Source organism: Bradyrhizobium sp. UFLA06-24, assembly GCF_054967145.1.
This window is the reverse complement of record NZ_JADFUE010000008.1, coordinates 78,227-101,340: the sequence shown is the minus strand read 5'-3', so window position 1 is coordinate 101,340 and position 23,114 is coordinate 78,227. Positions and strand designations below refer to the sequence as shown.

The following is a 23,114-nucleotide window of genomic DNA, read 5'->3' as shown; positions in this document are numbered from 1 at the left end:
TTTGGGCAACCACGACCATCACGGTCATCATCACCATGACCATGGCGATCATGCGCATGGTCGTGGCCACGACCACAGCCATTCGCACGGTCATGGTCACGCCCATGTTCACGCGCCCGCCAGTTTCCGCAAGGCGTTCGCGATCGGCATTACGCTCAACACCGCACTCGTCGTGGCCGAGGCGGTCTACGGCTATCTCGGCAATTCCACCGCCCTCCTCGCCGACGCCGGCCATAACCTGTCCGACGTGCTCGGCCTGGTCGTGGCCTGGGGCGCCTCGATCGCGGCGCGGCGAGCCCCGATCGGCCGCTTCACCTATGGCTTCCGCGCCTCTACGATTCTGGCTGCGCTGGCCAATGCGGTGTTTTTGCTGGTCGCCACCGGCGCGATCAGCTGGGAGGCGATCCTGCGCCTGCGCGAGCCCGAGCCGGTCGCAGGCGTCACCGTGATGGTGGTCGCCGGCATCGGAATCCTCATCAACGGCTTCACCGCCATGCTGTTCGCCGGCGGACGCAAGGACGACATCAACATCGAGGGCGCTTATTTGCACATGGCCGCCGACGCCGCGGTCTCGCTCGGCGTCGTGGTCTCGGCGGCGCTGATCATCTGGACCGGCTGGCTCTGGCTCGATCCCCTCACCAGCCTCGTCATCTGCGGCACCATCCTCTGGAGCACGACAAGCCTGCTCCGCGGCTCCATCGACATGTCGATGGCGGCCGCGCCAAAGGGCACTGATCTCGTCGCGATCAGGACGTTCTTGCTGGCCCGGCCGGGCGTATCGGCCATCCACGATCTCCACGTCTGGCCGATCTCGACCACCGAGACGGCGCTCACCTGCCATCTCGTGATGCCGTCAGGCACAGCCGATGCATTCCTGATGGACACGGCGAAGATGCTGAAGACCACCTTCCGCATCGGCCACACCACGCTCCAGGTCGAGACACATCCGGACAATGGCTGCGCCCTGGCGCCTGATGATGTGGTGTAAGGGGCTCACCGGTCCGTCAACATCGTCATTGCGAGCGTGGCGGGCGCCCTACCCCGCCTTCGCCGTCACGATCCAGATCGCACCCTGCAGCGCCACGCTCTGCCCTTTCACGAACGGGGCGAGCGTCTCGCGGATCGACGCTTTGGCGGCCGCATAGGTCTCCGGCGGATGGCCCTGGAGCGCGCGGCTGGCGGGGCCGATCTGCAGCGAGCCGTCGACGGCGGCGTCGAGGCCGCCGCCGATCGCGATGTCCATGGGAAGATTGTACGGCTCCATCGCCACGTCCACGAAGCCCGCGCCGGTGAGGATACGGGTGACGCGCTCTTCCGACGCGAAAGCGAACGGGCCCGGCTCTTCCGGCCCGACCGGCGGCATCTTCGGCACGTGTTTGTAGACCGCCATCAGCGGCGCCATCATCCACGGATTTTCCTTCGGCTCGCGCCAGCAGACGAAAGCGAGCCGCCCCGTCGGCTTCAGCGCACGGCGAAGATTGGTGAAGGACGCAATTGGATCGGCGAAGAACATCACACCGAAACGCGACGCAAGCAGATCAAAGCTATCAGGCTCTAACGGATAGACCGTCGCATCCGCCAGCACTAAATCGAGCGGCAGCCCCTTCGGCGCAAACGCCCGCGCCTGCGACAGCATCGGCTCGGACACATCGAGGCCGAGCGCAAACCCGTCAGGAGCCACCGCCTTCGCGAATGCAAAGGTCGTCGCCCCCGAGCCGCAGCCGACATCGAGAACGCGCTCACCGGGCTTCGGCCGGGCGCGCGCGATCAGCACGTCGGCGATGGGGCCGAGGAGGCTCTCTTGCGCGGCGTGGCGATCGGCCCAACGCTGCCCGCTCGGGCCGTTCCAATAGGCGATCTGATCGGCGTTTTGCTCGTGTCCGCTCGGCGATTCCATCAAGCCCTCTTTTTCTCATCTCGCAAGACCGGCCGCTCGCCGCAGTCGCGCGGCGTCACGCGCATCGGCAAACCGTGCTCCGGTCGTAGCGTAATTTTTTGCGAGGGCCAAACTTTGGCATCCGGCAAAAGCTCGGTCTCGAAGCGCCGGGTGAGTGCGGCAAGCGCAATCGTGGCCTCCTGCAGGGCGAAGGAGGCGCCGATGCAGATGCGCGGACCGATGCCAAAGGGCAGATAGGCAAATCGTCCGACCCTGCTGCGCTGCTCCGGCAAGAAGCGCGACGGATCGAAAGTACCGGGCTGGTCCCACAGCAGCAGGTGCCGGTGCAACACATACGGCGCGATCACGATCAGCGTGCGCGGCTCGACCGCGACGCCGCCGAGCCGATCCGGGCCCTTTGCCATCCGGCTCAACGCCGCGATCGGGGGGTAGAGCCGGAGCGCTTCTTCGACCACCGCCCGGGTCACCACCAGCCGGTCGGCGACGCCTTCCAGGGGCCCCGCGAGCTCGCGCGCGGCCTCCTCCCGCACGCGGGCGCGCCAAGGCGACGACTGCGACAGCAGAAAGATCGACCAGCTCAGCGCGTTCGCCGTGGTCTCGTGGCCGGCCGACAGGAAAGTGAGAATGTTTGAGCGCACCTCGGTGAGCGACATCGATTGCCCGGTCGAAGGGTCGAGCGCACGCAACAGCAGCGTTAGCAGATCGGCGGGGGTTTCGCCGGCGGGCGTGGCTGCCAGCCGATCGCGACGTGCCTCGATGATCCGGTCGATGATGCCCTCGAAATAGCTCATGGTCCGCCGCAGGCGGCCTCCTCCGGGGCGCGGCACCGATTGCGGTACACCAAGAAGATCGAGCACGCCAATCCGCCCGATCACCGCGAAATAGGCGTTCATCGCGTCGCGGAATTCGTCGTAGTCGCCTGCAATGCCGTCGGAGAAAATGGTGAGCGCGAGCACGTTGAGCGTCAGCAATGCCATCTCTGCGGCGACGTCGACCGCAGCCCCGTGCCCCAGATTGCACCATCGCTCCGTCAAACGATCGACGGCTGTGAGCATCGCCCCCGTAAACGTCGTCACCGTGCGCCGCGCAAACAGAGGCGCGAGCATCCGCCGCTGTGCCTCCCAGCGCGCGTCCTCGACGCTCAAGAGCCCGTCGGCGAGACCGTTCGCCAGGATGCGGCGCTGGATCGGGTCCTTGCGGTAGTTGCCGGCATTGTCGATCAGCACGCGCCTGATGGCCGCAGGATCGTGCACCAGAAGCGCGTCGGCGAACGGCAGCCTGACCCTGGCGATCGGTTCGCGGAAAAACTCCGCACTCCAGCATTCCAGAGGATTTCGCTTCAGCGTTGCCAGCAGGCGAATCCAGCGCAGCCGACTCTCCGGCGGAAGCGGCGCCGGCGGGCAATAGTTTTGCGAAATTTCGGGCTCAAAATCAGGCATAGGGCCGGCGACCAGACACCCGGGAATAATATGCAATAAAGCCCAGCCTCGGCTGGGGTTCCCGGCCGCTCCCATGCCGACGCGCCGCGGGCGGCTGAATCGATCTTTACGCCCTTGCCCATTCACGGGCGGCAGGGCTAAAGAGGCGCCGTGGGGCGGTTAGCTCAGCTGGTTAGAGCATCTCGTTTACACCGAGAGGGTCCGCGGTTCGAATCCGTGACCGCCCACCAGCCTTCGCCCGCGGGCTACGGCTCGGCGAGCCAGCCTAGGTGCTCATTGGCGCGAAGCCGGCGAAGGCTCGCGTCGAAGCCGTTTGGCGAAGGCGGGCTTTCGTGCCAAGCTTGTCGCGCCTTCAATCCCTCGGCCTGCCCGGCAGCAGCGGCACGGCGTCGATCCAGACGGCGGCAGACTGACACCAAATCTGTCGGTTTGGCCGCAACTGGTCGCGCTGGCGGATCGAGCCCCAGCGGATGCCCCAATCGTCGGCCTGCTCGCCCTCGCCGCTGGTGAACAGCGGGGAACCGCAATCGGCGCAGAAGTGCTGGAAGCGCATCCGGCCGTTGTCGCCGCGCTTGCCGTAAAGCTTGGGAGTGCCGGTGGTGAGCTTGATGTCCGCCGCCGTGCAGATCGCAGTCACTCGGAACGGAGAGCCCGTCAGCGTCTGGCAATCGGTGCAATGGCACACCGAGACTGCCTCAGGATCGACCGTGGCCTCGAAGGAGATCTTTCCGCAATGGCATTGTCCGTCGATCTGCATTCGCCCTGCTCCCCGCTCCAAACAAAAACGGCGCCCGAAGGCGCCGTTTTATCATGTTTCGCTGAACCTCAATGAGCGGTCAGGCCGCCGGCGGCTTCGTCGCCGTCCGGCTTCACGGTGACCTTGGTGTCCTCTTCCCAGACGATCGGCACCGGCTTCTTCACCAGCGCCTTGGCGACGACGTCGTCGAGGCGCGAGACCGGGATGATCTCCATGCCGCCCTTGATCGCATCGGAAATCTCCGTGAGATCCTTGGCGTTGTCCTCGGGGATCAGCACCGTCTTGATGCCGCCGCGGGCAGCAGCCAAGAGCTTCTCCTTCAGACCGCCGATCGGCAGCACGCGGCCGCGCAGTGTGATCTCGCCGGTCATCGCGACATCGTGGCGGACCGGAATGCCGGTCATGACCGAGATGATCGCGGTGGCCATGGCCACGCCCGCCGACGGACCGTCCTTCGGCGTCGCGCCCTCAGGCACGTGCACGTGGATGTCGCGCTTGTCGAACATCGGCGGCTCGATGCCGTAGTTGATCGCCCGCGAGCGGACGTAGGACGCCGCCGCCGAGATCGACTCCTTCATCACATCGCGCAGATTGCCCGTCACCGTCATCTTGCCCTTGCCGGGCATCATGACGCCTTCGATCGTCAGCAGCTCGCCGCCGACGTCGGTCCAGGCAAGGCCGGTCACGATGCCGACCTGCGGCTCGCTCTCGATCTCGCCGAAGCGGTACTTCGGCACGCCGAGCAACTCTTCCAGAGTCTTCTCGGTGACCTTGACCGACTTCTTCTTGGAGATCATCAGCTCCTTCACCGCCTTGCGGGCGAGTGTGGAGAGCTCACGCTCCAGGTTGCGCACGCCCGCTTCACGGGTGTAGCGGCGGATCAGAAGCAGCAGCGCGTCGTCGTCGATCGAGAACTCCTTGGAGTCCAGGCCGTGCTTGGACACCGCGTTCGGGATCAGGTGCTTGCGCGCGATCTCGACCTTCTCGTTCTCGGTGTAGCCGGCGATCCGGATGATCTCCATGCGGTCCATCAGCGGGCCGGGAATGTTGAGCGTATTCGCGGTCGTAATGAACATGACGTTCGACAGATCGTAGTCGACCTCCAGATAGTGGTCGGCGAACGTCCCGTTCTGCTCGGGGTCGAGGACCTCGAGCAAGGCCGACGACGGATCGCCGCGGAAATCGGCACCCATCTTGTCGATCTCGTCCAGCAGGAACAGCGGATTGGACGACTTCGCCTTCCGCATCGACTGGATGATCTTGCCGGGCATCGATCCGATATAGGTGCGGCGGTGACCGCGGATCTCGGCCTCGTCGCGCACGCCGCCGAGCGAGACGCGCACGAATTCGCGGCCCGTGGCCTTCGCGATCGACTTGCCGAGCGAGGTCTTGCCGACGCCGGGAGGACCGACGAGGCACAGGATCGGGCCCGTCAACTTATTGGCGCGCGACTGCACGGCCAGATACTCGACGATGCGTTCCTTGACCTTCTCGAGCCCGTAGTGATCGGAATCCAGGATGGCCTGCGCCTGCTCCAGGTCCTTCTTCACCTTGGACTTCTTGTTCCACGGGATCGACAGCAGCCAATCCAGATAGTTGCGCACCACGGTGGCTTCCGCGGACATCGGCGACATCTGGCGCAGCTTCTTCAATTCATGCTGCGCCTTGTCGCGCGCTTCCTTGGAGAGCTTGGTCTTAGAGATCTTCTCTTCGAGATCGGCGAGCTCGTCGCGGCCATCGTCGTCGCCGAGTTCCTTCTGGATCGCCTTCATCTGCTCGTTGAGATAGTACTCGCGCTGGGTCTTCTCCATCTGGCGCTTGACGCGCGAGCGAATACGCTTCTCGACCTGCAGCACCGAGATCTCGCTCTCCATCAGGCCCAGCACCTTCTCCAGGCGCGTGGTGACGGACAGCGTCTCCAGGATGCCCTGCCGGTCCGCGATCTTGACGGCGAGATGCGAAGCGACGGTGTCGGCGAGCTTGGCGAAATCGGTGATCGCCTGCACGACGCCGACGACCTCGGCCGAGATCTTCTTGTTGAGCTTCACATAGCTTTCGAAGTCGGACACGACCGAGCGCGCCAAGGCTTCCGCCTCGACCGACTTTGCATCGGTGTCTGCGAGCGCAACAGCGGTGGCTTCATAATAGTCGGCGCGATCGGTGTATTTCGACACGCGCGCGCGCTCGAGCCCTTCGACCAGCACCTTCACGGTGCCATCAGGAAGCTTCAAGAGCTGCAGCACGCTGGCGAGCGTCCCGGTCTCGTAAATGGCATCGGCCGCCGGATCGTCGTCGGACGCGTTCTTCTGCGTCGCGAGCATGATCAGCGCGTCGTTCTTCATCACCTCTTCGAGCGCGCGGATCGACTTCTCGCGACCGACGAAGAGCGGGACGATCATGTGCGGGAAGACGACGATATCGCGCAGCGGCAACACGGGATAAGCGTGCGTCTCGCCATGGACGATGGTTGGCCGGGGTTTTGGATTAGTCATGGCCTTTTCCTTTTGCTTTGCCCCCTTGCACGCAGCCCGCTGTCTTCATGCGCAACCGCCACAAGGTGCCGAGGTGATCCACAAACCGGCCTACCATGCGAAGGTTGGACCGGGCTTGCCAGATCGGAACTGCGGCGAATCTTGAAGGGAATTCTTGCTCGCCGCCGACATTAGGTGGCTATCGACCCGGGGGGTGTCAAGTCATTGAAAAACGCGCGCCATCAGGCGCTTACGCACGCAGGTAAGCGACGCAACACCGGCTGCGGAGATACATTTCCGCAGCCCGACTTGATGAGACGATTGGAGCGTTCCAGCGCCGGAAATCAGGCGCTGGCATTCTCGACGGCGCGATCGGTCCGATCGGCGTAGATGTAGAGCGGACGGGCCGTGCCTTCCACGACTTCGCGGGAAATCACGACTTCTTCCACACCTTCGAGGCCCGGCAAGTCGAACATGGTCTCGAGTAGGATGGCCTCGAGGATCGAACGCAATCCGCGCGCACCGGTCTTGCGCTCGATCGCCTTGCGGGCAACCGCGCCAAGCGCCTCGTCGGCGAAGGTCAGCTCGATGTTCTCCATCTCGAACAGCCGCTGGTACTGTTTCACCAGCGCGTTCTTCGGCTCGGTCAGGATCTTCTTCAGCGAAGTCTCGTCGAGATCCTCGAGCGTCGCCACGACGGGCAGACGACCGACGAACTCGGGAATGAGACCGTACTTCAGGAGATCCTCAGGCTCGACGTGACGGAAGATCTCGCCGGTACGGCGATCTTCCGGCGCCATCACCTGGGCCGCGAACCCGATCGAGGTCGACCGACCGCGCGCCGAGATGATCTTCTCGAGGCCGGCGAACGCGCCGCCGCAGATGAACAGGATGTTGGTGGTATCCACCTGCAGGAACTCCTGCTGCGGATGCTTGCGGCCGCCCTGCGGCGGGACCGAAGCCACCGTGCCTTCCATGATCTTCAGCAGCGCCTGCTGCACGCCCTCACCCGACACGTCGCGCGTAATCGAGGGATTGTCGGACTTGCGACTGATCTTGTCGATTTCGTCGATGTAGACGATGCCGCGCTGGGCGCGCTCGACATTGTAGTCGGCGGCCTGGAGCAGCTTGAGAATGATGTTCTCGACGTCCTCGCCGACGTAGCCGGCTTCGGTCAGCGTGGTCGCGTCCGCCATCGTGAATGGCACGTCCAGGATGCGGGCGAGCGTCTGCGCGAGCAGCGTCTTGCCCGAGCCGGTCGGACCGATCAGCAGGATGTTCGACTTCGCGAGCTCGACGTCGTTGTGCTTGGTCTGGTGGTTGAGGCGCTTGTAGTGGTTGTGCACCGCGACCGACAGGACCTTCTTTGCATGGCTCTGGCCGATGACGTAATCGTCCAGGACCTTGCAGATTTCCTTCGGCGTCGGAATGCCGTCGCGCGACTTGACCAGCGAGGACTTGTTCTCCTCGCGGATGATGTCCATGCAGAGCTCGACGCACTCGTCGCAGATGAAGACCGTGGGACCCGCGATCAGTTTGCGGACTTCGTGCTGGCTCTTGCCGCAGAACGAGCAATATAGCGTGTTCTTGGAGTCGCTCGTGCCGACCTTACTCATTCATGTCTCCGTCCGCGGTTCGATCCCGTTCCGCTCGATCGCTCCATTCCGGCACGATGGCCGCCATGAAGCTTAAGTAGAGCAAATTCCGTACCAAAAAAGACCCTACGCGTTACATCCCGTGCGAATCACGGTCACTCGATTCTCCGCGATCATAGCCGATCATTCGTAGCCAACCATGCTGTCACCCGACTATCAAGAATTCGCTAATCGGGAGGCCGCCCGCTACCCGTGACAATACCGTGATTTCACGTCTTGGCACGGGCGAAGTGACCGAAATCACCCCGGCGTTGCTGGATTGCCACGAAAAACAAGCACGAAAGCGGAACTTTCTGCCTGCCGCAGGGCGCAAAACTGGCTTTTGCGCCCTCGCGAACGCGTCCTTAACGTGAACGCCGTGCTGGCGATCCCCCATAATCCTGGGGATCAATGTTGCAGTTCCGGTAGTGCTACGGGGCCTTCGCGGGCGTGGCCTCTTCGGCGCGCTTGTCGATGACCTTGTCGACCAGGCCGAACTCCTTGGCGTCGTTGGCCGTCAGGAACTTGTCGCGTTCCAGCGCGTCCTCGATCGTCTTGTAGGTCTGGCCGGTGTGCTTCACGTAGATCTCGTTGAGCCGCTTCTTCAGATTCAGGATTTCCTGCGCATGCAGCATGATGTCGGTGGCCTGGCCCTGAAAGCCGCCGGAGGGCTGGTGCACCATGATGCGCGCGTTCGGCAGCGAGAAGCGCATGTCCTTCTCGCCGGCGGTCAGCAGCAGCGAGCCCATCGATGCAGCCTGGCCGGTGCACAGCGTCGAGACCGGCGGGCGGATGAACTGCATGGTGTCGTAGATCGCAAGACCCGACGTCACCACGCCGCCCGGCGAGTTGATGTACATCGAGATCTCCTTCTTCGGATTTTCCGCTTCCAGGAACAACAGCTGTGCGACGATCAGCGTCGACATGCCGTCCTCGACCGGGCCGGTCACGAAGATGATGCGCTCTTTCAACAGGCGCGAGAAGATGTCGTAGGCGCGCTCGCCACGGTTGGTCTGCTCGACCACCATGGGCACGAGGTTCATGTAGGTTTCAACCGGATCGCGCATGAGTCACCTAGGGTTTAGAGGCGGACATCGCCAGTCTTGGCTGCAGTTCTTGGCTGCCAGTCGGACTGGATGTGCCGGAAGGCCGATGGACGTCCCGTGATGCAGGAAGTGGGTAGAGGTAGAACGCGTAGGTACCGACAGATATAGCGCAATTCGCGCCAGACAAGTGTGGAGCGAATTAAGGCTTAATCCGTCGACCCCCTTTGCGGCACTTGAAGCTGATTCTGGCAAAAAGGCCCAGCCGGCCATCTGGCTAGCTGAGCCTGTTCGCGGATCATCCTTAATAGAAGGCTTTCTCAAGACAAGGATTGCTCAAGGCCTTCAGGCCGCAGTCTTTTCCTCGTCGTCCTTGTACAGGTCCTCGCGCGAGACCTTCTTCTCGGTGACATTGGCGAGCTCGAGGATGAAATCGACGACCTTGTCCTCGTAGATCGGCGCACGAAGCTGGGCCAGCGCCTGGGCATTGTTGCGATAATAGTCCCAGACTTCCTTCTCGCGGCCGGGCATCTGGCGCGCGCGCTCGATCACGGCGCGGCCGACCTCGTCGTCGGTCACGGTGATCTTGTTCTTCTCGCCGATCTCGGAGAGCACGAGACCAAGACGCACGCGGCGGTCGGCGATCTTGCGGTACTCTTCCCTGGCCTTCTCTTCGGTGGTGTCCTCGTCGGCAAATGTCTTGCCGGCGGAGTCCATCTCGGCCTTGACCGAGTTCCACATCAGATTGAACTCCTCCTCGACCAGCGAAGGCGGCGCCTCGAAGCGATGCGCTTCGTCGAGACGATCGAGCAGCGCGCGCTTGACGCGCTGGCGCGTCGCACCGGCGTACTCGGCCGTGAGCCGCTCGCGCGCGGCTTCCTTGAGCTTGTCCAGCGATTCAAGGCCGAGCGTCTTCGCGAACTCGTCGTCGACCGCGAGATCCTGCGGCGCCTCGATCAGCGTCGCGGTGGTCTCGAACTCGGCTGGCTGGCCGGCGAGCTTCTCGCTCATGTAATTCTTGGGGAACGAGACCTTCAGCGTGCGCGTCTCGTTGGCGCCAATGCCGATGAGCTGCTCCTCGAAGCCCGGGATGAAGGTGTTGGAGCCGATCACGACCTGGATGCCCTCGCCGGCGCCACCCTCGAAGGCTTCGCCGTTGATGGTACCCTTGAAATTGATGGTGACGCGGTCGCCGGAGGCGGCCTTGGCGTCCTCACCCTTGGCGGCATAGGTGCGGTTGCTGTCGGCGATGCGCTTGATCGCCTCGTCGACGTCCGAATCGGAGACGTCGGCGACGGGCTTCTCGACCTGGAAGGTCTTGAAATCGGCGAGCGCAATCGCCGGCACGACCTCGATCGCGACGGTATAGGTCAGGTCGGACTTGCCGTTCAGCAGCTCCTCGACCTCGTCCTTTTCGGACGGCATGGTGATTTTCGGCTCGGTCGCAAGCTTGAAGCCGCGCTCGGAGAACAGCTGGGTGTTGGTGTCGCGGATGGTCTGGTCGATGGTCTCGGCCATCACCGAGCGGCCGTAGACCTTCTTGAGGTGAGTGACGGGCACTTTGCCGGGACGGAAGCCGTTGAGGCGCACCTTGTCCTTGAGGTCGACGAGCTTGGCGCCAGCCTTTGCGTCGAGATCAGACGCGGGAACGCTGATCCTGAACTCGTGCTTCAAGCCTTCCGAAAGGGTTTCTGTGACCTGCATGGCGTCCAATCTTCTTTTCGTTCGGTCCCGCACGCTATCCGCGTCGGGACGCTGTCATCAATCGGTCCGGCGCGAGGCGAACGCCTCAACACCGGTGGTTCATCAGAGCCTTGCTCCGGACGGACAAAACATCCGCGCAGAGCGTGGCCCTTCGGTAATCCGTGCAAACGCGATAAGCGCTTGGTGCGGGCGGAGGGACTCGAACCCCCACAACTTTCGTCACTGGAACCTAAATCCAGCGCGTCTACCAGTTCCGCCACGCCCGCGTGAATTTGCATCAAGACCGGCCGCGATGCCGCGGGCGGCCGGGCTTATAGCATGTGCCCGACTGTTCGCAGCAAAAAAATGGCCTGATGGAGGCAGGCTTCAAGTAGGCATGACGGCTGGACTTATCCAGCGTCGCATGATCCGGATCGGACCATGAAATCGCGGATTTTCGCCCCGAACAGACGTGAGGTTTTGGCCGGCCTGACGGCCTCCGCTGCGGGCCTGTTGGGCGGCGGCGCAACGCCGGTGACAACCGCCCAGCTTGCCCTCCAGGCCCGACAGGCGACGCTGGCCCTGAGGCCGGATCAGCCTCCTGCACCGATCTGGGAGCTGGCCGCCGTAAGTCACCTCGGCAACGTTCATCTCAAGCGCTTTGACCGCTGCGAGGTGACCTTCCGGAACGCCCTGCCCGTACCGCTTGCGCCGGTCTGGTACGGCCTTGACAGCGCTGACCTGGCCGATCACTTGCGGGGGCGGCCCCCTGCCGCTCCGGACGCAACCGAAAGATCAATTATTTCAATACCAAGCGCCGGGACCCTCGTAGCCGACTTCCGCCTCTTTGAGGACCGGCTGAAGCAGCCCGCGCGCCCGCTTCCGATCATCGCCGCCGAAACCGGGCCGGTCGCCGTCGATCGCGACGAGGTTCTGCTGATCGAGGAGTGGCGCCTCCAGCGGGACGGCACCGCGATTCCGCCGGGCCAGGATCCCAAAGATACGACCCCGCTCTACACCCTGAACGGCCGAACTTCATTCGACCTCTCAGCCGAGGCCGGCGAGCGGCTGCGGCTGCGCTTCATCAACGGGTCGCAACGCTCTGTTCTGGCGATCAAATTGGAGAGCCACGAGGTCCAGGTGATGGCCTTGGACGGCCAGCCCGCCGAGCCCTTCCCGGCCCGCAACGGCGCCCTGATCCTGGCCCCCGGCGCCCGCGCCGATGCCTTCGTGGATGCGGCCACATCCGCCGCGTTGGTGCTTCATGATGGCAAGGAGGCCCGCCCGATCGGGCACCTCGCTGTCTCAGGCAAGCTGGACCGGCGCGCGGCGCTACCGCCGCCACGGCCACTCCCGCCGAATGATCTTCCCGACAAACTCGACTTGAAAGGCGCCCTGCGGTTCGATCTCACGCTCGGGGCAGCGGAAGCCGGTTGGACCCGGCCGGCCAATTTCTCCACCGCCTCGACTCCCGCATTCCGGGCCAGGGCGGGTCGCACCGTCGTGCTGGCCGTGAGAAACCCCGCCCCTGCAACCACGGTGTTTCATCTGCACGGCCACCATTTCCGCCTGCTCGACCGGCTCGACGAAGGCTGGAAGCCGTACTGGCTCGACACGCTCGCCATCGAGCCCGGCCAGATCCAGCGCATCGCCTTCGCCGCAACCTCGCCGGGACGATGGCTGATCGAATCGGTCGTGACCGATTGGGCCGCACCGCGGTTGGTGCGCTGGTACGGAGTGGAATGAACGATCAGCCGGCGCGAGCCCAAACGTAGCGCGCATCGGGCTCCTTCTCCTCATTCCGCGCTCCGTCGGTCTGCTCGGCCAACGTGAACCCGCGCGCCTCGTAGAAGCGGCGCGCTGGCGCGTTGCGCTGGAAGGTCCAGAGCTCGAGCCGCTCGTTGGCGCCTTTGGCGACGTTGAGGAGTTCGGTGCCGATGCCGCGGCCATGCAGATCCGGACGGACGTAGAGCTGCTCGATCCAGCCGTCACGGAAGGCGATGGTCCCACCGAGCTCAACGCCGTCAAAATGCCCCCAGACGTGACAGGTCGGAAAGACGCGCTCGCGGTAGAACCAGCGATCCTGGTCCGGCGTGTGCAGCCCGACCAGCCACGGCATCGCTTGGTCGAATGCGAGGCGATGAACTTGCGCCGCTGCGCCCATATCGGGGAGCGCGAGGGGCCTCAGCATCAGTACTCGATCCCGAGAGCGTTATAGATCCGCCGGTGCACGGCCGGCAGCGTCTCGGTGAGATCCTCCGCGATCAGCCCCGGCCCAGCTTCGCTCGCGGCCTCGCCGTGCATCCAGACGCCAATGCTGGCAGCTTCGAATGCCGGAACACCCTGCGCCAAGAGCCCGGCGATGATCCCGGCAAGCACATCGCCGGCGCCAGCGGTCGCAAGCCAGGGCGGCGCATTGGCGGCGATGCTGGCACGGCCGTCAGGAGCAGCAATTGTGGTGTCCGGCCCCTTCAGCAGCACGACGGCGCCGGAGCGTTCGGCGGCCGCGCGCACGCGCTCCAGCTTCGAGCGGCCTGGCGTTTTGTTGCTGAGGTCGGAGAATAGGCGCGGAAATTCGCCTTCGTGCGGCGTCAGCACCACGGCATTATCCTGCGAGGACTTGATCGATTCAAACAGCCGCTCCGGCTTGGCGGCAAAGCTCGTCAGCGCATCGGCATCCAGCACCAGATGCCTCTGCGCAGTGAGCGCGGTGTGGACCATGTCGCAGGTGCGCTCGCCGACGCCGGCCCCCGGGCCGATCATGCAGGTGTTGTACCTGATGTCGCCAAGCAGTTCGCCGAACTCGACCGCGGTGTCCACGGGGCGAACCATCACCGCCGTCAGCGCGGCCGCGTTGATCGCGAGCGCATCGCGCGGGGTTGCGAGTGTCACGAGGCCCGCACCGGCGCGCAAGCTCCCGCGGGCGGCGAGCCGCGCCGCGCCGGTCGCAGCGGCGTCGCCCGATACCGCCAGCACATGGCCTCGTGCATATTTGTGTCCGTCGATACGCGGCACAGGAAAGGCCGCGCCCCAGCAATCCGGATCGTTCTCGAAGGTCTGCGGCGCGATCTCCTCGAGCACCTGCGCATCGATGCCGATGTCGGCGACGCGCACGCGACCGCAATGCATTCGCCCGGGCAGCAGCAAATGCGCGGGCTTCTTGCGGAAGAAGGTGACGGTCTCCTCGGCATTGACCGCCACCCCCATGACGGCCGCGCTGGTCCCGTTGATGCCGCTCGGCAAATCGACGGCCAGCACCGGGGCACCGTTGGCATTGATCGCCTCGATCATCGCGCGCGCCTCGCCGTCGACGCTGCGGCTAAGGCCCGCGCCGAACAGCGCATCGATGATCAGCGCGGGTCTTCCGATCGCCTGCGGATTGAACGGCAGCACAGGATGCTTCCAGCCGCGCGCGGCCGACGCCGCATCGCCCTGCAGCTGATCGCGCTCGCACATCAGGATCACCGAGACCTCGCGCCCTTGCGCGGCAAGCTCGGCGGCTGCGACAAAACCGTCACCGCCGTTATTGCCGGGGCCGGCGACGATCAGGATCGGCCCCTCCTCCACCAGCGCGCTGGCGGCTTCCGCGACCGCTTGGCCGGCACTCAGCATCAGCTTGAAGCCGGGCGTGCCGGCCGTGATGCTGAGTTGATCAGCCCGCTGCATCTCGGCGGTGGTTAGAACTTCCATGCCACTTCCCTGGTCCAAACGCCTTTTCAACAGGCACATTCCGTGCCGATCCGGCTTCCGGAACATCTGATTGCACAGATATTGAACCGTTTGCCTATTTCGTAGTCTGCGGTATTTTGAGCCGACCGGTTCAACCTATCAGAGATGCTCGTTAAAAGGCTGATAACGCTCCAATAATCAGGGCATTTGCAACTTGGCATAGACCCTGCTTTCGAGGAAGCCGCTTCGGTTTGTCGTGCTCACTGGCATGTCTGGGTATGGCCGGCCGTTGTTGCCGGGCGGGTCAGGTCCCGGCATAGCGAAGACAAGATCGTGCGTTAAGAAAAGCGCATCCTGACGAAGACGTTGCTATTTGATCGAAAGGCCGGGAGGCGCGCAGTGAAGAAAATCGAAGCCATCATCAAGCCGTTCAAGCTCGACGAGGTGAAGGAAGCGCTTCAGGAAGTCGGCCTTCAGGGCATCACCGTCACCGAGGCCAAGGGGTTTGGTCGGCAGAAGGGTCATGCCGAACTTTACCGCGGCGCAGAATACATCGTCGACTTCCTGCCGAAGGTGAAGATCGAGATCGTCATCGGCGACGACCTGGTGGAGCGCGCGATCGATGCGATCCGCCGTGCCGCGCAAACCGGACGCATTGGCGACGGCAAGATTTTCGTCTCCAACATCGAAGAGGCGATCCGCATCCGAACCGGCGAATCCGGGCTGGACGCTATCTGAGCCGGGTGCTATCCCGCATTTTGCGACACTCTGAAAGAAAAAAGGCTGCTTCGGCGGCCTGATTTCGTTTGTGCGGTTGCGCCAACTCGCCGAAAGCGAGAACGAATCTGCTCATCTGGAAACCGACCCGCAGAGCCAAAAGGGGTATGCATGAAGACCGCCAAAGACGTCCTGAAATCAATCAAGGACAACGACGTCAAATACGTCGACCTGCGCTTCACCGATCCGCGCGGCAAGTGGCAGCACGTGACGTTCGACGTCAGCATGATCGATGAGGACATTTTCGCCGAAGGAACGATGTTCGACGGCTCCTCGATCGCCGGCTGGAAGGCGATCAACGAGTCCGACATGTGCCTGATGCCCGATCCGGTGACCGCGACGATCGATCCGTTCTTCGCCGAGACCACCATGGTCATCACCTGCGACGTGCTCGAGCCGACCACCGGCGAGCCCTACAACCGCGACCCCCGCGGCATCGCCAAGAAGGCCGAGGCCATGGTGAAGTCGATGGGCGTCGGTGACAGCGTGTTCGTCGGCCCCGAAGCCGAGTTCTTCGTGTTCGACGACGTGCGTTATTCGTCCGATCCCTACAGGACCGGTTTCCGCCTCGACTCCTCGGAGCTGCCGATCAACTCCGACACCGAATATGAAGGCGGCAATCTCGGCCACCGCATCCGCACCAAGGGCGGCTATTTCCCCGTTCCCCCGCAGGACTCCGTGCAGGACATGCGCTCGGAGATGCTCGGCGCCATGGCCAAGATGGGCGTCAAGGTCGAGAAGCATCACCATGAGGTCGCTTCCGCCCAGCACGAGCTCGGCATGAAGTTCGACACACTGACGCTGATGGCCGACCACATGCAGATCTACAAGTACTGCATCCACCAGGTCGCGCATATCTACGGCAAGACGGCCACCTTCATGCCGAAGCCGGTTTATGGCGACAACGGCTCGGGCATGCACGTGCACCAGTCGATCTGGAAGGACGGCAAGCCGGTGTTCGCGGGCAACAAGTACGCAGACCTGTCGGAGACCTGCCTCCATTACATCGGCGGCATCATCAAGCACGCCAAGGCGATCAACGCCTTCACCAACCCGTCGACCAACTCCTACAAGCGTCTGGTCCCCGGCTATGAGGCCCCCGTGCTGCTCGCCTACTCCGCGCGCAACCGTTCGGCTTCCTGCCGCATCCCCTACACCGCTTCGCCGAAGGCCAAGCGTGTCGAGGTGCGCTTCCCCGATCCGATGGCCAATCCCTATCTCGGCTTTGCCGCGATGCTGATGGCCGGCCTTGACGGCATCAAGAACAAGATCGATCCGGGTCCGGCGATGGACAAGGATCTCTACGACCTGCCGAAGGAAGAGCTGAAGCAGATCCCGACCGTCTGCGGTTCGCTTCGCGAGGCGCTGGAGAACCTCGACAAGGACCGCGGCTTCCTCAAGGCCGGCGGCGTGTTCGACGACGACTTCATCGACGCTTACATCGAGCTGAAGATGACCGAAGTCGCCCGCTTCGAGATGACCCCGCACCCGGTCGAGTTCGAGATGTACTATTCGGGCTAAGTGGCTCGAACGACCATGACACGCGAAGGGCGCCCCTTGGGGCGTCCTTTTGTTTTTGCGACGATCGCGGGATGAGAGGAGCTGCGACAGCCCATCACTTTCGTTCTGCATCTGACTCCACTTCGTTCTCAAAGAACGAATCGGAATCGAGAAAATCGGAGCGCAGCAATTCCTACCGATTGGTTTATGCCGCGAGCACAGTTCGTCGATTACTTACTTGCCGGGAAAATTCACCCCGATCTCCACTACTACTGGAGCCCATTTCGTCAGCGTGGCGTTGTCGGAAGCGACCTTCACGCCATCGCCCAGCAGCGACTTCGGCGCGCCGGACTTCCTGTCGAAGCGGATCGTCACGGTGCAGCCGCCTTGCATCGGGCGACCGAGCGCGCCGCCCTTCCAGTCCGTGACGAAGCCGCCATAGTCCCATTCGAAGCCAGCCACCATGAACGGTTTGCCGTTGGCCTTCTGCACGTCGGCGAGGCTCGATCCGATGGTGATCCCGCTGACCTTCCAGCGGCTGGCCCTGGCGGTGTCCCGCAAGGTCAAGCCGGAAGCGCGCTTGGCGTTGTCCTCGGAGAAGGAGATCTCGATGCGGCGGTCCATCGCTTTCGGAAACAGCACGAGTCCCTTGTAGGTCTCACCCTCCGCGCCCGAGAGGTCCTGCATCTCGGCATCGTTGCCGTAGCGCTGCTTCAGGCTCCGTTCCGTATCATCTGAAGACACCGGCGAAGCGCAGGTGATCGCGCCTTCCTGCGGCGGCGAGGTCTGGGCGAGTGCGGGAGACGCGAGCAGGACAAGAGCCGTGAGGGCGGCGCTGCGTGACATCGAATTGATTCCAATCAGACGATTCAGTCTGGAGCCTAACGCGCGACGTCCGCTCGGCACAATTCTCCGACGATGAGGTCAGAACGACGAGGCTTGGCCTACGCCGCCGCCCTCTGTTTCGCCACCATCGCCTCGCCAAAAGCCTCGAACAGCTTTCGATTGATCGGATTGCGCTGCGGGTCGTATTCGGCATGCCATTGCACGCCAAGCGCGAAGGTCGGGGCCTCCGCGATACGGATCGCCTCGATAGTGCCGTCCTCGGCGACGCCTTCGATCAGCACGCGCTTGCCGGGATCGAGGATGCCCTGCCCGTGCAGCGAATTCACCCGGATCTTCTCGCAGCCGAGTAGCTTGGCGAATGCGCCGCCCGGCGTCAGGTCGACGTCATGACGGTCGGCGAACACGACGGTCGGATCGGGATGGATCTCGCCATTCTCGAGCCGGGGCATGCGGTGGTTCATGCGGCCGGGAATTTCGCGGATCTCGGGGTGCAGCGAGCCGCCGAAGGCGACGTTCATCTCCTGCAGCCCCCGGCAGATGCCGAACAGCGGAATGCCGCGGGACACGCAGGCGACTGAAAGCGCCAGCGCGACCTCGTCGCGATGGATGTCGTAGGGCTCGTGCTTCTCGCAGGGATCGACGTTGAAGCGGGTCGGATGCACGTTGGCGCGGGCCCCGGTGAGCACGATGCCGTCGACCGTATCGAGCAGCGCGGCGATGTCGGTGATGTCAGGGGAGCCCGCGAACATCAGCGGCAGGCCGCCGGAGACCTCAGCCACGGCGCGCAAATTGCGCTCGCCGACCATCTGGACCTGAAATCGATTTTCGACGCGATGGGCGTTCCCGATCACGCCGACGACCGGCTTTCTCATCCCGTTCCGACCTCCAGCAAGAAGATTCTCCGAAGATGCCCCTCGAATGGAACAAATTCAACAGAGGGGATCGCGGGACGGCAATGCTATTTTTGCGCAAATCGGCTTCCAAGGCCCCGCACGCCGGCAGCCTTGACCTCAGACGACCTTAGCGCCTCAATCCGGCGCACGGCCCCGGCTTGATCCCCGCTCAGATTTCACGAAAGAGTGCGTCCGACCCGAAAAGGACAAGATGTGACCGCCTCCAGAGATGAACAGCCCCAGACCCGCTCAGATCCGGCCCGGGACGCCGCTCGAGATGTGCCTCGAGACCTGGCTTGGGCCATTGCCGTCGGCGGCATCGCTGTCGTGCTCTTCACCGGGGCCCTGGTCTTCACCTGGTACTTTGCCGCCACCCTGCTCCTGATATTCGCGGGGATGCTGCTCGGCCTCGGGCTCAACGCGCTGACGGGCGCGCTGGGTCGCCACGTCCGGCTGCCACATGCCGTGCGGCTCGCAATCGTCTGCGCCGCGCTTGCCGCCCTGCTGGCGGGGGCAGCTTATCTCGGCGGCGCAACCATCGCCGAGCAGGCCTCGCTGCTCAGCAACACCATCAAGTCGCAGATCGGCAATGTAAAGTCCTTCCTGGATAACCACGGGATCGACACAAGCTTCTTCGATTTTGGCAATGGTGCATCTGACGCTGCAGCCAATCCATCATCGGCCCCGACGCCTTCGCCGGCGACGCCCCCGCGCGGTCCCTTGCCCGGTGCTGACGCGCTGGCCTCCAGCGGAGGAGCGATCGTGAGCCAGACCTTCAAGCTGCTGCTTGGCACCATCCACGGCGTGGGAAACATCTTCATCGTTCTGTTTCTGGGCCTGTCCTTTGCCGCTCAGCCCAGCATCTATCACGATGGCCTGTTGTTCCTCGCGCCAGCGAAGCATCGCCTCCGTGCGACCCTGATCATCGACCGTATCGGCGAGACGCTGGAACGCTGGTTGATCGCGCAGATCATCGTCATGCTCGCGGTCGGCGTGGTGACCTGGATCGGGCTTGCCATCATCGGAATCCCCGGCCCGTTCATTCTGGGGATCCAGGCCGGCCTGCTCGCCTTCATCCCGACCGTCGGCGCCATCATCGCCGGCGTCGTCGTGGTGCTGGCGAGCCTTGCCTCCGGCTGGATCCCGGCACTATCGGCGTTGATCCTGTTCCTCGGCGTGCACGCGATGGAGAGCTATGTGCTGACGCCGCTGCTCCAGCGTCAAGCGCTGGACATCCCGCCGGCCACGCTGTTCGCGTTCCAGATCCTGCTCGGCGTCGTTTTCGGCATCTGGGGCCTGGCGCTGGCGCTGCCACTCGTCGCCATCGCCAAGGTGATGATCGATCATTTCAAGACGTATGAGGTGCCTCTCGACAAGGCGGCCTGATCGCGATCAGGTCGTCAGCACGGTCTCCGTGTGCTCGACCTCCGGGGGCGCGGCAAAATACTGGCCGACAAGGCCGCGCCATTCGGTGAAATTCTCGGAGCCGCGGAAATCGACCGTGTGGTTCTCCAGCGTCGCCCATTTCACCATCAGCCGGTAGCGCTGCGGCTTCTCGATCGACTTGTGCAGTTCGAAACCGTGAAAGCCCTTGGAGCGGCCGAAGGCCGCCTTGGCCTTGGCGACGGCTGCCTCAAAGTCCTTCTCGCTGCCCGGCTTGACGTCGATTTGCGCGATCTCGGTGATCATCGGTTTCCGCCCTTTGTTTGATGGCCACATCTAGCGCAGCCGGAAGCAAAGAAAAAGGCGTCGAAACGGCGCCCTGCCCGACCGAAAATGCGGCGCTCTCAGGCAAACAGCAGCACGGTGCCCGCGATGACGAGTGCACAACCGACAAACAATACGACCGGCCAGTAGCTGCGCCTTTGCGCGTAGCGCCCCTGGGCGCGGCGCTCGGCAATGAGAGCCGTCTCGTACTCGTCCGCGGTCGAGAACAGGCAGGCGAAGCCACCGCGCGCCGAAGCGGCGTGGGCTTCGAGCGACATCAGGGCAGCTTGCGGGTTCTGTCGACGGATCGATTCCATGACCGCAATGGTAGGAACCGAATGGTAAACAGAAGATTACCGCGAAGACCGCTCGCTTCAGGCCGTGGCCGGCTGCGTCTTCGGTACACCGATCCGCGCAGCGCTCTGACGGCGCCAGTTCTCCAGCGACAACGGCAGCTCTTCCGCCGCCTCGACACGGTTACGGCCGCCGCGCTTGGCCTGGTACAGCGCGGTGTCGGCCGAGGCGAGCAGCACCTCGAGCTCGGTACCGGCCGGACCGCCGGCCACGCCGATGCTGACGGTGGTGTCGACCGGGCCTTCGTCGACCACGACGCCTGACATCTCGAATGCCTCGCGCACGCGCTCGGCGACCAGCACGCCCTCTTCGAGCGCACACGGCAGCAGCGCGGCGAACTCCTCGCCGCCGATGCGGCCCGACAAGTCCGAGATGCGCAAATTGTTGACGACGACGGTCGAGAACAGCTTCAGCATCTCGTCACCGGCGGGATGACCGAAGCGGTCGTTGATCGACTTGAAATGGTCGATGTCGAAGATCATCACGGTGACGGGTCGGCCGCCCTTGGCCTCGCGATCGATCATTCGCGCGCAGGCTTCCGAGAAGCCGCGGCGGTTGAGCATGCCCGTGAGCGGATCGGTTGACGCCGCGGTGCGGTGCGCGGTGACAGTGCGCTCGGACACCAGCATGAAGATCACGAAGACGGTGCCGACGGCATAGAGCACGAGCTCGACCGCGAAAACGGTGACCCAGACGCTGGTGGCGAAGCCGGCGTCGTTCGGGCGCAGAAAGCTGCCGAGCAGGATCGGCAGCATCAACGCGCAGCCGTGCATGACGGGCACGACAAAGGCCGGCCAGCGACGTTGCAGGCTCTTGCGCCGTTCGACCCAGAGCTCGCCTGCGGTCAGGGCCGCATAGATGGAAACGATGCCGGCGCCGATGATCATGCGCAGCATCGACGCCGTGGGATCGAGCAGCATCACCGTCGCGACCCACGCGATCGCCCCCAGCACCAGACCGGGCCAGTTCGGCTTGCGACCATGGAAGACGCGCGCCGCATTCCACACCATGCCGCAAGCGACGAAGCCAACCGCATTCAAGGCAAGTGAGAGGTAGGGGCCGAGCTTGTCGCCCGTCGCGGTCCACAACGCGACGGAGGCGGCGCCGAGCAGATAGGCCGTACCCCACCATTTCAGCGCGGGGCTGTTCTCCTGCTTGCCGAAAAACACCATCATGGCGCCGAGCAATGCGGCGACCATGGTGGCGACCAAATAGAGCGTGATGCTATCGAGCGACATCATGTCGGCCCCCTCTTGAACATAGCAGTTACGCGATCGGCCCAGCCGATTTGCGCGCCCTTCCAGCTGCGACGCTATGTCCGCCGAGTTCCATTCAGGTTTTCACGCGAGCCCAAGTTTTCGGGAAACACGCGCGCAATTTGCATACAAACGAACAACAAAAAAGGCGCTGAAATCAGCGCCTTTTTGCATCTCATTGAGGCCGCTTTCGCGGCGAATGTGACCGAAGCGATTAACGCTTCGAGAACTGGAAGGACCGGCGGGCCTTGGCCTTGCCGTACTTCTTACGTTCGACCACGCGGGAGTCGCGCGTGAGGAAGCCGCCCTTCTTGAGCACGCTGCGCAGCTCCGGCTCGAAATAGGTCAGAGCCTTGGAGATGCCGTGACGCACAGCGCCAGCCTGACCGGAGAGGCCGCCGCCGGCGACGGTGCAGATCACGTCGTACTGGCCCGAACGCTGGGCAACGGAGAACGGCTGCTCGATCATCATGCGCAGCACCGGACGGGCGAAATAGACCTCGACCTCGCGCGCATTGACGGTGACCTTGCCGGCGCCCGGCTTGATCCAGACGCGGGCGACCGCGTCCTTGCGCTTGCCGGTGGCGTAGGCGCGGTTGAACTTGTCGACCTTCTTCTCGTGCTTGGGCGCATCGGGTGTCGCGGCAGCGGTCTTGAGCTGCGAGAGCTGGTCGAGCGACTGGATGGATTCGGCCATGATTATGCGGCCCTCGTGTTCTTGCGGTTCAACTTGGCGATGTCGAGCTTCTCGGGCGTCTGGGCTTCGTGCGGGTGATCGGCACCGCCGTAAACGCGGAGGTTGCCCATCTGCACGCGGCCGAGCGGACCACGCGGGATCATGCGCTCGACGGCCTTCTCGAGCACGCGCTCGGGATGCTTGCCTTCGAGGATCTGGCGCGCGGTGCGCTCCTTGACGTGACCGACATAGCCGGTGTGCTTGAAATAGGTCTTCTGTTCGCGCTTGCGGCCGGTGAGGACTGCATGCTGGGCGTTGATGATGATGACGTTGTCGCCGCAATCAACGTGCGGGGTGTAGGTCGGGAGGTGCTTGCCGCGCAGGCGCATGGCGACGATGGTGGCGAGACGGCCGACGACCAGACCCTTGGCGTCGATCAGCACCCACTTCTTCGTCACCTCGGCCGGCTTTGCCGAAAAGGTTTTCATGTCAGAATTTCCGTGGACGGGAGA

At 63.7% G+C, this 23,114-nt stretch carries 21 protein-coding genes and 2 tRNA genes; 6 read left to right on the top strand and 17 right to left on the bottom strand.

Translation table 11 applies throughout. The annotated features are described in order from the left end of the window. Position 1 precedes the first annotated feature (1 nt). On the top strand, positions 2 to 988 hold the full coding sequence (locus IF809_RS09615; RefSeq protein WP_462837450.1) for a cation diffusion facilitator family transporter: 987 nt from the start codon (positions 2 to 4) through the stop codon (positions 986 to 988). Between the two features lie 48 nt (positions 989 to 1,036). On the opposite strand, the gene IF809_RS09610 is transcribed toward IF809_RS09615, so the two are convergent. Beyond that, positions 1,037 to 1,897, bottom strand: a complete 861-nt coding sequence (locus IF809_RS09610; RefSeq protein WP_462837449.1) for a class I SAM-dependent methyltransferase — start codon at positions 1,895 to 1,897, stop codon at positions 1,037 to 1,039. Then, positions 1,897 to 3,411 carry a cytochrome P450 gene (locus IF809_RS09605; protein WP_462837448.1) on the bottom strand — a complete coding sequence of 505 codons (1,515 nt, stop codon included), beginning with the start codon at positions 3,409 to 3,411 and terminating at the stop codon, positions 1,897 to 1,899. The genes IF809_RS09610 and IF809_RS09605 overlap by 1 nt, the downstream gene beginning before the upstream one ends. A gap of 78 nt (positions 3,412 to 3,489) precedes the next feature. Here IF809_RS09605 and IF809_RS09600 point away from each other — a divergent pair. Then, positions 3,490 to 3,566, top strand: a tRNA-Val gene (locus tag IF809_RS09600). A 122-nt stretch (positions 3,567 to 3,688) separates the two neighbouring features. Here the strand turns inward: IF809_RS09600 and IF809_RS09595 are convergent. The 6 genes from IF809_RS09595 to IF809_RS09570 all read right to left on the bottom strand — a co-directional run bounded on the left by IF809_RS09595 (position 3,689) and on the right by IF809_RS09570 (position 11,211). Continuing rightward, a complete protein-coding gene (locus IF809_RS09595) occupies positions 3,689 to 4,093 on the bottom strand; it encodes a GFA family protein (protein WP_462837447.1) in 405 nt (134 codons plus the stop codon). Between the two features lie 68 nt (positions 4,094 to 4,161). Next, positions 4,162 to 6,585, bottom strand: coding sequence for an endopeptidase La (gene lon, locus IF809_RS09590; protein ID WP_453978649.1), 2,424 nt, complete (start codon positions 6,583 to 6,585; stop codon positions 4,162 to 4,164). A 323-nt stretch (positions 6,586 to 6,908) separates the two neighbouring features. Next, complete coding sequence (gene clpX / locus IF809_RS09585) at positions 6,909 to 8,180, bottom strand: ATP-dependent Clp protease ATP-binding subunit ClpX (RefSeq protein WP_018642420.1); 1,272 nt, start codon at positions 8,178 to 8,180, stop codon at positions 6,909 to 6,911. 449 nt (positions 8,181 to 8,629) lie between these two features. Then, positions 8,630 to 9,265: an ATP-dependent Clp protease proteolytic subunit gene (locus tag IF809_RS09580; RefSeq protein WP_128966567.1), complete on the bottom strand. Its 636-nt coding sequence runs from the start codon at positions 9,263 to 9,265 to the stop codon at positions 8,630 to 8,632. 321 nt (positions 9,266 to 9,586) lie between these two features. Then, positions 9,587 to 10,945 (bottom strand): trigger factor, encoded by a 1,359-nt coding sequence (gene tig, locus IF809_RS09575; protein WP_462837446.1) that lies wholly within the window; start codon positions 10,943 to 10,945, stop codon positions 9,587 to 9,589. A 181-nt stretch (positions 10,946 to 11,126) separates the two neighbouring features. Then, a tRNA-Leu gene (locus tag IF809_RS09570) sits at positions 11,127 to 11,211 on the bottom strand. A 154-nt stretch (positions 11,212 to 11,365) separates the two neighbouring features. Between IF809_RS09570 and IF809_RS09565 the strand changes: the two genes are divergently transcribed. After that, on the top strand, positions 11,366 to 12,670 hold the full coding sequence (locus tag IF809_RS09565; protein WP_462837445.1) for a multicopper oxidase domain-containing protein: 1,305 nt from the start codon (positions 11,366 to 11,368) through the stop codon (positions 12,668 to 12,670). 4 nt (positions 12,671 to 12,674) lie between these two features. On the opposite strand, the gene IF809_RS09560 is transcribed toward IF809_RS09565, so the two are convergent. Continuing rightward, positions 12,675 to 13,115 (bottom strand): GNAT family N-acetyltransferase, encoded by a 441-nt coding sequence (locus tag IF809_RS09560; RefSeq protein WP_462837444.1) that lies wholly within the window; start codon positions 13,113 to 13,115, stop codon positions 12,675 to 12,677. Then, the gene (locus IF809_RS09555; protein ID WP_462837443.1) at positions 13,115 to 14,614 is read right to left on the bottom strand and encodes an NAD(P)H-hydrate dehydratase; all 1,500 of its coding nucleotides are present in this window, start codon (positions 14,612 to 14,614) and stop codon (positions 13,115 to 13,117) included. Before IF809_RS09555 ends, IF809_RS09560 begins: the two co-directional genes overlap by 1 nt. A 378-nt stretch (positions 14,615 to 14,992) precedes the next feature. Here IF809_RS09555 and IF809_RS09550 point away from each other — a divergent pair, with 378 nt between their 5' ends. Together IF809_RS09550 and glnA are read left to right on the top strand one after the other, a co-directional pair. Then, positions 14,993 to 15,331 carry a P-II family nitrogen regulator gene (locus IF809_RS09550; RefSeq protein WP_007603495.1) on the top strand — a complete coding sequence of 113 codons (339 nt, stop codon included), beginning with the start codon at positions 14,993 to 14,995 and terminating at the stop codon, positions 15,329 to 15,331. A 150-nt stretch (positions 15,332 to 15,481) separates the two neighbouring features. Further along, positions 15,482 to 16,891, top strand: a complete 1,410-nt coding sequence (glnA, locus tag IF809_RS09545; RefSeq protein ID WP_128966572.1) for a type I glutamate--ammonia ligase — start codon at positions 15,482 to 15,484, stop codon at positions 16,889 to 16,891. Between the two features lie 213 nt (positions 16,892 to 17,104). On the opposite strand, the gene IF809_RS09540 is transcribed toward glnA, so the two are convergent. Together IF809_RS09540 and IF809_RS09535 are read right to left on the bottom strand one after the other, a co-directional pair. Then, on the bottom strand, positions 17,105 to 17,716 hold the full coding sequence (locus IF809_RS09540) for a hypothetical protein (protein WP_128966573.1): 612 nt from the start codon (positions 17,714 to 17,716) through the stop codon (positions 17,105 to 17,107). Positions 17,717 to 17,814: 98 nt separating this feature from the next. After that, positions 17,815 to 18,588 carry a gamma-glutamyl-gamma-aminobutyrate hydrolase family protein gene (locus tag IF809_RS09535; protein ID WP_128966574.1) on the bottom strand — a complete coding sequence of 258 codons (774 nt, stop codon included), beginning with the start codon at positions 18,586 to 18,588 and terminating at the stop codon, positions 17,815 to 17,817. Positions 18,589 to 18,822: 234 nt separating this feature from the next. Between IF809_RS09535 and IF809_RS09530 the strand changes: the two genes are divergently transcribed. Next, positions 18,823 to 19,995: an AI-2E family transporter gene (locus IF809_RS09530; protein ID WP_164938725.1), complete on the top strand. Its 1,173-nt coding sequence runs from the start codon at positions 18,823 to 18,825 to the stop codon at positions 19,993 to 19,995. A gap of 6 nt (positions 19,996 to 20,001) precedes the next feature. Here the strand turns inward: IF809_RS09530 and IF809_RS09525 are convergent, their stop codons facing one another. From IF809_RS09525 to rplM, 5 genes are all read right to left on the bottom strand, one after another. Continuing rightward, complete coding sequence (locus IF809_RS09525; protein ID WP_025036647.1) at positions 20,002 to 20,298, bottom strand: antibiotic biosynthesis monooxygenase family protein; 297 nt, start codon at positions 20,296 to 20,298, stop codon at positions 20,002 to 20,004. Between the two features lie 98 nt (positions 20,299 to 20,396). After that, the gene (locus tag IF809_RS09520; protein ID WP_128966576.1) at positions 20,397 to 20,633 is read right to left on the bottom strand and encodes a hypothetical protein; all 237 of its coding nucleotides are present in this window, start codon (positions 20,631 to 20,633) and stop codon (positions 20,397 to 20,399) included. A gap of 57 nt (positions 20,634 to 20,690) precedes the next feature. Then, complete coding sequence (locus IF809_RS09515) at positions 20,691 to 21,911, bottom strand: GGDEF domain-containing protein (RefSeq protein ID WP_453997489.1); 1,221 nt, start codon at positions 21,909 to 21,911, stop codon at positions 20,691 to 20,693. 229 nt (positions 21,912 to 22,140) lie between these two features. After that, a complete protein-coding gene (gene rpsI / locus IF809_RS09510; protein ID WP_128966578.1) occupies positions 22,141 to 22,623 on the bottom strand; it encodes a 30S ribosomal protein S9 in 483 nt (160 codons plus the stop codon). Positions 22,624 to 22,625: 2 nt separating this feature from the next. Further along, a complete protein-coding gene (gene rplM / locus IF809_RS09505) occupies positions 22,626 to 23,090 on the bottom strand; it encodes a 50S ribosomal protein L13 (protein ID WP_128966579.1) in 465 nt (154 codons plus the stop codon). Positions 23,091 to 23,114 lie beyond the last annotated feature (24 nt).